At 31.0% G+C, this 12698-nt stretch carries 10 protein-coding genes and 1 pseudogene; 10 read left to right on the top strand and 1 reads right to left on the bottom strand.

Annotated elements, in window-relative coordinates; all coding sequences use genetic code 11:
• Window positions 1-5 precede the first annotated feature (5 nt).
• Window positions 6-575, top strand: coding sequence for an indolepyruvate oxidoreductase subunit beta (locus BET03_RS11695; protein ID WP_120170482.1), 570 nt, complete (start codon window positions 6-8; stop codon window positions 573-575).
• An 80-nt stretch (window positions 576-655) separates the two neighbouring features.
• On the opposite strand, the gene BET03_RS11700 is transcribed toward BET03_RS11695, so the two are convergent.
• The gene (locus tag BET03_RS11700) at window positions 656-2074 is read right to left on the bottom strand and encodes an alanine/glycine:cation symporter family protein (RefSeq protein ID WP_279230397.1); all 1419 of its coding nucleotides are present in this window, start codon (window positions 2072-2074) and stop codon (window positions 656-658) included.
• 482 nt (window positions 2075-2556) lie between these two features.
• Between BET03_RS11700 and BET03_RS11705 the strand changes: the two genes are divergently transcribed.
• The 9 genes and pseudogenes from BET03_RS11705 to BET03_RS11745 all read left to right on the top strand — a co-directional run bounded on the left by BET03_RS11705 (window position 2557) and on the right by BET03_RS11745 (window position 12690).
• Entirely contained in the window at window positions 2557-3633 is a 1077-nt protein-coding gene (locus BET03_RS11705) for a carbohydrate ABC transporter permease (RefSeq protein WP_120170484.1), read from the top strand.
• Window positions 3623-4495: a carbohydrate ABC transporter permease gene (locus BET03_RS11710; RefSeq protein WP_120170485.1), complete on the top strand. Its 873-nt coding sequence runs from the start codon at window positions 3623-3625 to the stop codon at window positions 4493-4495. The genes BET03_RS11705 and BET03_RS11710 overlap by 11 nt, the downstream gene beginning before the upstream one ends.
• Before the next feature lie 117 nt (window positions 4496-4612).
• Complete coding sequence (locus BET03_RS11715; protein ID WP_207666072.1) at window positions 4613-6013, top strand: ABC transporter substrate-binding protein; 1401 nt, start codon at window positions 4613-4615, stop codon at window positions 6011-6013.
• 126 nt (window positions 6014-6139) lie between these two features.
• The gene (locus tag BET03_RS11720; protein ID WP_120170486.1) at window positions 6140-8494 is read left to right on the top strand and encodes a glycoside hydrolase family 65 protein; all 2355 of its coding nucleotides are present in this window, start codon (window positions 6140-6142) and stop codon (window positions 8492-8494) included.
• Between the two features lie 31 nt (window positions 8495-8525).
• Window positions 8526-9536, top strand: coding sequence for a LacI family DNA-binding transcriptional regulator (locus tag BET03_RS11725; RefSeq protein WP_120170487.1), 1011 nt, complete (start codon window positions 8526-8528; stop codon window positions 9534-9536).
• A 397-nt stretch (window positions 9537-9933) separates the two neighbouring features.
• Window positions 9934-10506: pseudogene (locus BET03_RS11730) on the top strand (peptide-methionine (S)-S-oxide reductase MsrA); the annotation flags it as partial.
• A gap of 90 nt (window positions 10507-10596) precedes the next feature.
• Window positions 10597-11505 (top strand): amidohydrolase family protein, encoded by a 909-nt coding sequence (locus tag BET03_RS11735; protein WP_120170489.1) that lies wholly within the window; start codon window positions 10597-10599, stop codon window positions 11503-11505.
• Between the two features lie 22 nt (window positions 11506-11527).
• Entirely contained in the window at window positions 11528-12178 is a 651-nt protein-coding gene (locus tag BET03_RS11740) for a hypothetical protein (RefSeq protein WP_120170490.1), read from the top strand.
• 98 nt (window positions 12179-12276) lie between these two features.
• On the top strand, window positions 12277-12690 hold the full coding sequence (locus BET03_RS11745) for an RrF2 family transcriptional regulator (protein ID WP_120170491.1): 414 nt from the start codon (window positions 12277-12279) through the stop codon (window positions 12688-12690).
• Window positions 12691-12698: the final 8 nt, after the last annotated feature.

Below are 12698 nucleotides of genomic sequence, written 5' to 3' on the forward strand. Positions count from 1 at the left end.
TATATATGATTAATAAAAATATAATTTTAGCAGGAGTAGGTGGACAGGGGTTAGTTTTGACTACAAAGCTAATATGTGAAGCTGCACTTAAAGCAGGATATGATGTAAAAAGTAATGATGTAATAGGCTTAGCACAAAGAGGAGGGAGGGTTTGGGGAAGTGTCAGAATTGGTAAAAAAGTTTATTCCCCAAATATTCCTCCTAAATCTGGGGATATTTTATTAGCATTAGAGCCACTTGAAGGTTTAAGATGGAGTGGGATATTAAAGGAAAAAGCTAAGGTTATTATTAATATTTCAAAAATACCACCTGCCCATGTTATGGCAGAAAAAGAAAAGTATCCTGGTGACATAGAAGAAAGACTATCTAAAAAGTATGATGTTATAACTATAAATGCAACAGATGAAGGTAAACTATTAGGTACACCTAAGGTTGCAAATACTATTCTTGTAGGCATAATGGCAAAATATTTAGACATCCCTATGGATATTTGGGAAGAAGCTATAAAAGAGAATGTCCCCTCTAAATATATAGATACTAATATGAAAGCCTTTAAAAAGGGATATGATATGTAATAATTTTATGCTGTAAATAAAAAATTATAATATAGTAAAGCTAGTAAAAAAGAGGTGAAAAATTAATTTTTCACCTCTTTTTAAGCTATGTTTTTCATTTTTTGTGATCTATTCCAGCAATCAGTATTTTTTAATCCTTGGATATTACTTGTGAAGAAAACAGGTTCTTTTCCTATATTTCTTTGACTAGAGTAATCATTTAAGGCTTTAAAAGCAATTTTGCCTAGCATGGAAATAGCAATCAGATTAGTAAGAGCCATAAGACCCATGAATAAATCTGCCATACTCCAAACAATTTTGATTTTTGCTATGGAACCGAAAATTACCATACCAAGAACTGCAACTCTATATAAAAACATTAAGGCCTTATTTGAGTTCATAAACTCAATATTTGTTTCACCGTAATAGTAATTTCCTATTATAGAACTGAAAGCAAATAATAGTATACATATAGCTATAAACATTTCTGCCCACTGACCAACATGATTACTTAAGGAAATTTGTGTAAGTTGTATCCCAGTTAAACCTTCAGCAGTATAATTTCCTGATAATATGATAATAAAAGCAGTAGCACTACAAATTAAAAGTGTATCAGTAAAAACACCTAAAGTTTGAATAAGCCCCTGTTTTACTGGATGACTAACCTCTGCTGTTGCAGCTGCATTTGGCGCACTTCCCATTCCAGCTTCATTTGAGAATAGACCTCTCTTAATTCCCATCATAATAGCTGAACCTATTCCTCCGCCTACAGCTTCTTTAAGGCCGAAGGCATTACTTATTATTATACTGAAGACTTCAGGAAGGGAAGAAATATTTTTAAATACAACAAAAAGGGCTACTAGTATATAGGCTAAAGCCATAATAGGTACAATTAATTCAGCTACCCTAGCAATCCTTTTAACCCCTCCAAATATTACTAAACCAGTAATAATTGTTAAGCATAATCCCATTACCAATCTATCTATACCAAATGCTTCTTTAAATGCAAGTGTTATTGTATTTGCTTGTACTGAATTAAAAACAAGTCCAAAACATAATGTTATTAAAACTGAAAAAAGGACTCCCATCCATTTCTTATTTAATCCTTTTTCCATATAATATGCGGGACCACCTCTATATCCATACTTATCTTTAACTTTATATATTTGGGCTAATGTACTTTCAACAAAGCTTGATGCAGCACCTATTAATGCAATTAACCACATCCAGAAAACTGCACCAGGCCCGCCCAGTGAAATTGCGATTGCTACTCCAGCTAAATTACCAGTTCCAACCCTTGAAGCTGTACTTATACAGAAGGCTTGGAAAGAGGAAACTCCATCTTTTTCATTTGATGAAATAGAACTAGTACTATCTCCTAATAATCGAAACATTTCTTTTATAAAGCGAAATTGGGCAAAGTTTGTTTTAATAGTGAAATAAATCCCAAGTATAATAAGAAGTGCAATAAGTATATAAGACCAAAGAAGTGTATTAGCTATATCGATTATTTTCTGCACAAAAAATAACAAGGATATCACTCCTTTTCCTATAATGGTTTTCTAGTAAAATTAGATTTTTTATTTATAGGTTTTATATTTAGTTTTGCTTAGATTTTGAGATACTACTAATATTGATTAGGAAGAACAGTTTTTATAATTTTTTATAAAAATGATACCATGGTATAAATAAAGAAATCAATAGAATTGATTAATGTCATAATTTTAAAAAAAATTCTAGTTTTTAAAAGGTATAAAACAGATAATTTATGGTAAAAATATATAATTTAACTTGACAATGGAAAAAATTCCACTTATAATTAAAGCAAAATATCAGAAAATTTGAACTATTGGGAACGGTTGCAAAGTTTCTGATGAATAATTTTTAAAAATTATCAAGTTTATATTTTTTTACTATCAGGAAACCGGTTTCATGAAACTATAATATCTTGTAATAACTTGGACAAAGTTTGCGTATAGTTTTTCTGAAAGGAGGGAAAGAAATGGCTAAAAATAATATGTCAAAACTAGCCAAAAGGGAAGAAAAACTGGCCTATAGATTGCTTTTACCAACTGTTTTAATACTAGTATTAATTGCATTATATCCACTTGGATCAGTATTCTATACAAGTTTTACAGATAAAACCTTTGCCGGTGCAGACAAGGAAACACAATTTATAGGCTTAGAAAATTATAAGGAATTGTTAAGTATTACTATAAAAGAATTGCCACCAATATTAGATGAAAATGGTAAACAAAAAATTGACCCTAAGACAAATGAACCTATGTATGAAAGAGCTATAAGAATTCTCCCTCGGGAACCTAGAAGATATAAGGAATTAAATCAGTTTACCTTGTTTGGAAAAAGGTATGTTATAGGTGCTACAGACCCGAACTTTATCTCTGCAATTTGGAACACCCTTGTTTTTACTGTGATTTCTGTGGCATTGGAAACTGTCTTAGGACTAGCCATAGCCTTGGTAGTTAATAGTAATTTTAAAGGTAGAGGAATAATGAGAACAGTAATGTTAGTACCTTGGGCAGTAATTACAGTTGTATCTGCTAAAATGTGGGAAGGAATGCTTCAGCCAAATAGAATAGGATTTTTTAACACTGTCTTAGATAAGCTTGGTATAGGTAATGGACAAATTGCCTTTTTAACTACTGAGGGACTACAGCTTCCATCTATAATAGCAGTAGATGTCTGGAAAACAACCCCTTTTATGGCATTACTTATCTTAGCAGGATTACAACTTATACCAGACACACTTTATGAAGCTGCAGAAATTGATGGAGCAAGTAAACTTCGTCAGTTCTTTACAATAACCCTACCAATGTTAAAACCAACTATAGCAGTTGCTTTGGTTTTCCGTACACTAGATGCACTAAGGGTATTTGACGTATTCCAAGTTCTACTATCAAGTAGAAAATACTCAATGGCAACATATAACTATTTTCAGTTGATAGGAAATAGGAACATGGGACTTGCTTCAGCAATAGGTGTTATTATATTCATATTTATTTCTATATTTGCAGTTATATATATCAGAATGTTAGGGGTTGATACTGATGAGAGGTAAGAAAAAGACAGGGTACATAATTAAGAAAACAGCATTTTATTTACTTATATGTTTTATATTTGTATATATGTTATTCCCATTTTATTGGGCAGTAAATTCATCACTTAAATCAGAGGCACAACTTCAAATGACACCAGCTACTTTTGTGCCACGAGACCCTGAAACTAAAGCTTTTTCTCCAACATTCAAGAATTATATATCAGTTTTTAAGGATGGCCAATTCATAAGGGGACTAGTAAATAGTACAATAGTAGCAACTTCTACAACAATTTTAGCTTTGGCAGTTGGTTCTTTTGCTGCTTTTTCATTAGGTAAGTTAAGATTTAGAGGTAAAAAACCAGCACTATATGTAATATTAGCTATGACAATGTTTCCACAGGTAACAGTTTTAGCTGGTTTATATGCAGTTATAAATAAGTTAGGGCTTAGTGCCAGACTTAGTATGATACTGTCATATATGTTATTTACATTACCATTTACAACTTGGGTTTTAACATCTTTCTTCAAAGATTTACCTGTAGAAATAATGGAATCAGCACAAGTTGATGGAGCTACTCCATTCCAAACTTTCAGAATGATATTATTACCTTTAACAGCTCCAGCCCTAGTAACTACAGGCTTGCTATCATTTATAGCTGCATGGAATGAATATTTATTTGCCCTAACATTTACATCAATAGAACCTACAGCTAGAACAGTACCAGTTGCTATTCAATATTTTACTGGGGTTATTGCTAGACAGGAACCTTTAGGTGAGATTATGGCTGCATCTGTTATAGTTACTGTACCAATAGTTGTATTAGTACTTATATTCCAAAAACGAATCATAGCAGGATTAACTGCAGGTGCTGTAAAGGGTTAATAATTAAATATAAACATAAATATAAAGTTATAGGGGGGATGCCCAAAATAAAACTTACATAACTTTTATGATTTTTAGGCAAAACAAAGAATAATAAGATATGAAGGGGGATTAATCATGAGGAAAAAATCATTAATAGCCTTAATGTTAGTATTTGTACTTACATTTACACTATTTACTGTAGGATGTAGTAATAATACTGGTACTGAAACTACTAGTAATGAAACTAGTAACGAAACTACTGAAAACACTGACACTGAAAAGACAGAATCAAATGATAATGGCAAGTCTGAAGAAAAGATAGTTATTACTGTTGCAGGTGGTGCAGTAGGTAATGAGTTAGAACTTACTAAAAAGGCTGCACAAATGTATATGGAAGAACATCCAAATGTTGAAGTAAAAGTTTTAGATACTCCTGACTTAGCTCAAGACAGATTAGGATTATATTTACAATTCTTAGAGGCCAAAAGTCCAGAGGTAGATGTATATCAAATAGATGTAATTTGGCCTGGAGATTTAGCAGATCACTTTGTAGACTTAAATAAATATGGTGCAAAGGAAGTAGCAGATGATCACTTTGAAGCTTTAATTCAAAATAATACAGTTGACGGAAGATTAGTTGCTATTCCATGGTTTACAGATGCAGGCCTTCTATACTATAGAGCAGATTTATTAGAAAAATATAACCTAGAAGTGCCAAAAACTTGGGATGAACTAGAAAAGGCTGCTAAAACTATACAAGAAGGTGAAAGAAAAGCAGGAAATGAAGACTTTTGGGGATTTGTATGGCAAGGAGATGCATATGAAGGACTTACTTGCGATGCTCTAGAGTGGGTAGCATCAAATGGCGGAGGAACAATAATTAGTCCAGACAAAAAGATTACTATTAACAATCCAAATGCTGTAGAAATAATAGACAAAGCTGCTAGTTGGGTAGGAACTATATCTCCTGAAGGTGTAACTGGAATGGCAGAAGAGGATGCACGTAATATATGGCAAGCAGGAAATGCTGCTTTCATGCGTAACTGGCCATATGCTTATAAGTTAGGTAACTCTGATGATAGTGCAATTAAAGGCAAGTTTGATGTTGCTCCATTACCAGCTGGTAAGAGTGGAAAGGGAGCAGCTACATTAGGTGGATGGCAGTTAGCAGTAAGTAAATACAGTAAACATCCAGATGTTGCGGCAGATGTTGCATTATTCTTTGCTTCACCTGAAGTTCAAAAAATGAGAGCAACAGAAGGTTCATTTAACCCAACAATAAAATCTTTATACAAAGATGAGGATATTTTAGAAGCTAGTCCATTTATGGGTAAATTATATGATGTATTCATTAATGCAGTAGCTCGTCCTTCAACAGCAACTGCACCAAATTACAATAAAGTATCAACATTATTCTTCAAGGCAGTTTACTCAGTACTAACAGGTGAAAAGGACGCACAAACAGCATTAGAAGAATTAGAATTAGACTTACAAGATGTAACTGGCTTTGAAGTAGGAGAACCAAAGGCAAGATAAGCCTAAAACAAATATAATATGTTCAATTAAATCTTATGTCCGGAAGTTCGTTGGAGGAATTTCCGGACATAAGAGTGATTAAGACTTTTTATTACAGAAAAATAACTAGAAAAAGGGTGAAGTTATATGGCAAGAAAAAAAGTAATGAAGGATTGGACATACCCTTTAGATGAATGGAATATTGTAGAAGAACAATTTGATATTGATACAAATTTTTTAGATGAAACTATATTTTCATTAGGTAACGGATACATCGGTATGAGAGGAAATTTTGAGGAAGGATATTATGGTCCAAAGGAAACATCTTTGGATGGGACTTATTTAAATGGATTTTATGAGTCTGCACCAATAAGCTATGGTGAAGAAGCCTACGGGTATCCTAAATATGGCCAGACTATGCTTAATGTTACTAATAGTAAAATTATTAAGCTTTATATAGATGATGAAGAATTTAATATGTTTAGTGGTAAGCTGCTATCCTACAGAAGAACCCTATATATGAAGGAAGGATATTTAGAAAGAAAATTAATATGGGAGTCTCCAAAAGGCAAAAAAGTAAAAATAAGTATTAAAAGATTAGTATCTTTAAATAATAAACACCTAGCTACAATAGAGTATAAGGTTAAACCTATTAATTTTTCAGGGAAAATAACTCTTATATCATCATTAGATGGTAATGTTAAGAATCATGAGGAAGAAGGAGACCCTAGAGTAGGGTCTGTATTTAATGGTCAAGTATTAAAACTTATAGAAAAATATCAAAACAAAACATTTGGTGCTTTAAAACAACAGACTGTAAACACAAAGTTTACATTAGTTTGTGGAATGGAGAACGAGTTAGAAACAAAAAATGACTTTGAAATATTAAATGATAATCCAGACCAAATGGTTACAACAAAGTATGTAATTAACGCTGAAAGAGAAGAAGAAATTACCTTAGTTAAGTATATAAGTTATTATACATCAAAAGATTATAAAGAAAAAGAACTCCTAGAGAGGGCCAAGGATACATTATTAAAAGCAAAGGAGAAGGGATTTAAAGAGATTCTAAAAGGTCAAAAAGAATTTTTAGAAGAGTTTTGGAATAATGCATTAGTTGAAATAAATGGTGATAAAGCACTACAGCAAGGGATTAGATTTAATCAATTTCACCTATTGCAATCTGTAGGTAGAGATGGTAAAACTAATATAGCGGCAAAGGGACTTACAGGAGAAGGATATGAAGGGCACTATTTTTGGGATACTGAAATATATATTCTACCATTCTTTTTATATACTTACCCAGAGATTAGTAGAAAACTATTAAGATATAGATATAAAATATTAGATAAGGCAAGGGAAAGGGCAAGAACTATGGCCCATAAAAAAGGTGCATTATACCCTTGGAGAACTATAGATGGAGATGAATGTTCTGCATATTATCCAGCAAGTACAGCTCAATATCATATTAATGCAGATATAGTTTATGTTTTGAAAAAATATATAGAAGCAACTGATGATATAGATTTTCTTTTAAAATATGGTGCAGAAATAGTTTTTGAAACTGCAAGGTTATGGGCTGATTTAGGCAGTTACATCCCTAATAAAGGCAATAAATTCTGCATAGATTGTGTAACAGGCCCAGACGAATATACTGCTATAGTTAATAACAATTGTTATACAAATTATATGGCCAAAATGAATCTAGAGTATGCTCATGATATAGCAAAGCTTTTGGAAAATGAATATCCTAAAATCTATAATAAACTAAAGGAGAAGATAAATTTAAAAGAGGAAGAAGTACAGGAATGGAAAAAGGCAGCAGATAATATGTATTTACCTTATGATAAAAAACTAGGTATTCATCCTCAAGATGATACATTTTTGGAAAAACCAATATGGGATTTTGAAAACACACCAGATGATAAATATCCTCTTCTTTTACACTATCATCCGTTAGTAATATATAGACACCAAGTATGTAAACAAGCAGATGTACTTCTTGCACTCTTTTTATTAGGAGATAAGTTTACTTGGGAAGAGAAAAAAAGAGATTATGATTACTATGAACCTATTACTACCCATGACTCATCTTTATCACCATGTATTTTTAGTGTAATGGCTTCAGAATTAGGTTATTATGATAAAGCCTATGAATACTTTATGCAAACTGCAAGGGTTGATTTAGATAATTACCATAAAAATTCACATCATGGTGTCCATACTGCATGTATGGCTGGTACTTGGATGTGTGTTATAAATGGATTTGCAGGGATGAGAGTATATGATGGAAAATTAAGTTTTAACCCTTATCTACCTGAAAAGTGGGATAGCTATAGATTTAGAGTTAGATTTAAAGGTAGACAGTTGGAAGTTAATGTTAACACTAAAGAAGTTATATACAAATTAATAGATGGTAATAGATTAGAGTTTAATCATATTGATAAAAAAGTTTCTATTAATGAAGGGGAAGAGAAAAGGTTCAGTTTAAAAAAGATATAAATTATCACCATTAAACAGGAGTGAAAAAATATTGAAGAAAACAACAATTAAGGATATAGCTAAGCTTGCTGGAGTTTCAAAGGCTACGGTTTCTAGGGTCCTAAACGGTAGTAAATATGTAAGTCCTGAGGCTTATAACAGAGTTATGAAAGTAATAGAAAAGACAGGTTATAAACCAAGCTCTATAGCAAGAAGTTTGGTTAACAAAAAAACAAAGGTTATAGGAGTGCTAATTACAGATATTTCAAATCCCTTTTATTCTGAACTAGTAAAGGGGATAGTTGAGGTTGCAAATGTTTATGATTACAATATTCTCCTTTGTAACTCTTTCAATGAGTTTAAAAAAGAGGTTGAATTTCTAGAAATACTATCTAATAAGGAAGTAGATGGAATAATTTTCATGACAAAAGGTGTAACAGATGAGCATAGGAATTTTTTAAGAAGCTTTAAGAAACCTGTAGTAACTGTCAATAGAAAGGTAAAAGAGTTTAAGATTCCTAACGTGGATATAGATAACTTTAAAGCAGGATATGATGCTACTGAACACCTAATAAAATTAAACCATAAAAGAATAGCTATTATTAGAGCAGCTGAAACAGATGAAACAGCAGGAGTAGAAAGATTTGAAGGATATAAAAAGGCTTTAGATGACTATAAAGTGCCTTTTGATAACAGGCTAGTTATGGAGGGGGATTTTAAAGCAAAAAGTGGATATAAAGCAATGGAAAAATTCCTAAGGCTAGAAAATCCTCCTACCGCAGTTTTTTGTGTTAACGATGAAATGGCATGTGGTGTTATAAAGTGTGTAGTGGAAAATGGGTTGAATGTGCCTGAGGACGTTTCAGTTGTTGGTTTTGATGACATTCCTTTAGCATCACTTTTTATCCCTTCTCTTACTACTATAAAACAGCCAATCTATGATATGGGTGCAGTAGCTATGAGATTAGTATATAAACTTATTAAGGGAGAAAAAATTGATAAAGAAGACTATATTTTGCCCCATAAACTTGTTATAAGGCAGAGTACTAAAAAAAGAAACTAAAGAATGTTATTGTATAAGAATATATTTTTGTCATAGTATTAAAATACAAGAGAAGGAATAGTATAAATTAGATTAGAAGTTATAACATGTAATAAAAAATAGGGTTACAGGATGCAATCCCTTGCCGTATTAGATGGGTGCTTAAGGGTTAAAAGCACCTGTCGAAGGGGAACTAGGTTTCCCTAGCGGAGCGAGCTTTGCTCGCTTTTTTTATTTTTTTGACTTTTTTATTATTTAGTTTTTAGTAGTGTGTCTATAAACAGTGATAAACTTGGGTACATTATTACTAAATATTGACTTAGAAAGGAGTAATATTATGTTATATCCATCTATAGATTTATCTGTACCCAAGAAATTACAAATAGCTACTTTTGCTTTAGGTTGATTTTGGGGTCCGGATGCCCGGTTCGGGATAACAAAGGGTGTATATAAAACCCGTGTAGGATATGCTGGTGGCACAAAAGAAAATCCAGCCTACCGTGATTTAGGTGATCATACAGAAACAGTACAAATTGAATATAATCCTGAAGAAATTACATACAAGGAGTTACTTAAAATATTTTTTAAAAGTCACAACCCAACTAACCAACCATATTCTAGGCAATATATGTCCATAATATTTTATCATAATAAAGAACAAAAAAGGTTAGCTCAAGAAAGTAAAAATGAGGAAGAGGAAAGAACAAAGAAAAAAATTTTTACAGAGATTATACCTTACTCTAAGTTTTATCTTGCTGAAAATTATCATCAAAAGCATTATTTACAGCATATAAGGGAAATAATGACCGACTTTAGAAAAATCTATTCTAATTTTAACGACTTTATAAATTCAACATCAGCAGCTAGAGTAAATGGCTATATTAAAGGATACGGGACCTATGAAAAGCTTCAAAAAGAGTTAAAAGACTTAGGATTATCCGACAAGTCAGAAAAGAGACTTACTCAAATTGTAGAAGGATATGGAAAATAATGTATTAATAATGAAGGAATTAAAAGTAAGTCATAGAATATATAAAGAGGAGAAGATAAGAAATATAAAGTCTAAGTAGAAGGTGAAATAATGATAGATGCTCACATTCATATAACACTAGATGGCATTAACTTTAAAAAAGCAAGGGAGAAACTAAAAAACGGTAATATTGAAACTATTGTTAGGAATATATTTAAAAAGTATAAAGAAAATGGAATATATGCATTAAGGGATGGTGGAGATAACTTAGGGATTTCAAATATAATCAGAAAAATTGCTAAAGATGAAGGATTAATTTATAAATCACCAGCATATGCAATATATAAAAAAGGTTGTTATGGGAAATTTTTAGGTAAAGCTATAAATGATTTGGAGGACTTTAAAAGGGAATTTGATATTTTAAAAAGGAGAGGATTAGACCACCTTAAAATCCCCCTTACAGGGCTAGTTAACTTTAGAAAATACCAAGATATAGGTGAAATTGCTTTTACATTAAAGGAATTAAAATATATGGTGGATTATGCTAAAGCTAATGGTATTCCAGTAATGGTACATGTAAATTCCAGTGAAGCTGTAAAAATTGCTATTAAAGCGGGAGTAACTACTATAGAACATGGATATTATATTACAGAAAAAGAATTATATTTAATGGCTGAAAATGATGTAATATGGGTTCCTACACTTGCACCATTAGGTAATTTAGTAATTTACTCAGATGAGAAGTTTAAAAAAGAGCTTCCAATAATTGAAAGGGTATACAATGAACAGATTGAAAATGTGAATAAGGCATATGAAATGGGAGTTAAAATAGCTGTAGGAAGTGATTCAGGGGCATATGGAGTATATCATGTGAAGGGATTTTATGATGAAATCAAACATCTACAAAGAGCAGGTATAAAAAAAGAAAAGGCTTTAGAAATGGCATATAAAAATGGAATTTATGCATTAAATTTAAATAAAGATGAAATAAAATATCTAAATCAACTGATGGGAAAATGATATAGATAGGGGGAGTGTATATATGAAAAAATATATTGTTTATAGTATTTTTATATTCTTACTAAACTTTTTGGTTGTAGGTTGTATAGATGAATATAAGTCTTCAATAAAAGCACCATTTGTTAAAGAAGATACCTATAGTAGAAAAATAGAAATTGATAAAGCAAAAAAATTAAAAATTGAAAGTATTATATCAGATATAGATATTAAACAGACTAACACAGATGAATTAATATTCAAAATTGATAAAAAAATAGGAGGAAATAATGAAGAGAAGGTAAATGAGTTTTTAAGCAAGTTTGATTACAAAGTTTCAGAAAAAAATGGAATAATAACTATTATTTCTAATGATAAAGGTCTCTTTGATAAAGAGGGTAAAATTATAGATGATGATATAACAAGTATTAATTCACATTGCATTATCGAGGTCCCTAAAAAAATAAATGAAATTGATATATTAAATAGAATAGGACAAATAGGCATAATGGGAAAATTTAACAAAGTAAATATTGAAAATAGAATAGGAGATGTAAAATTAGAGGGGGATTATGGTACAGTTAATATTAAATTGGATATAGGAGATATAAGTATAAATGGAGATGTAGATAAACATAAACTGAATAATAATGTTGGGGAAATTAAGGTTAATGGGATTAAGATAAATAAAGAATAAAATAAATAAAAATTAGGATAAAATATTGACAATTTAAAAACAATGTATTATTATAAAAAATGTACTAAAAAGGTATACTTTGAATTAGGAGTGAACAAATGAGGATAACACAGGAAGCAGATTATGCTCTAAGAATTATTTTGTTTTTATCGAAAAAAGGAACTGATGTTAAGGTAGATGCTAAGACAATATCAGAAAGTGAACTAATACCATCAAGATTTACATTGAAAATTTTGAGGAAATTAACCAAGGCAGGCCTTACAAAATCCTATAGGGGAGTAAAAGGTGGATATTCACTTAATAGAAGGCCTGAATCAATAACTTTAAGAGAGGTAATAGAGGCAGTAGATGGACCTATTTGTGTAAATAGATGTCTTTATGATAAAGAATACTGTAATCTAAATAGGGCAAACAAATGTGAAATTCATAAGGCTTTAGATAATGTAAGAGAAGTTTTAATAAAAGAGTTAGATGGTATAACTTTTAAAGACTTAATAGAAAAAAATAATTGATAAATTCA

This window comes from Thermohalobacter berrensis (assembly GCF_003609645.1).
Lineage (GTDB): Bacteria > Bacillota > Clostridia > Tissierellales > Thermohalobacteraceae > Thermohalobacter > Thermohalobacter berrensis.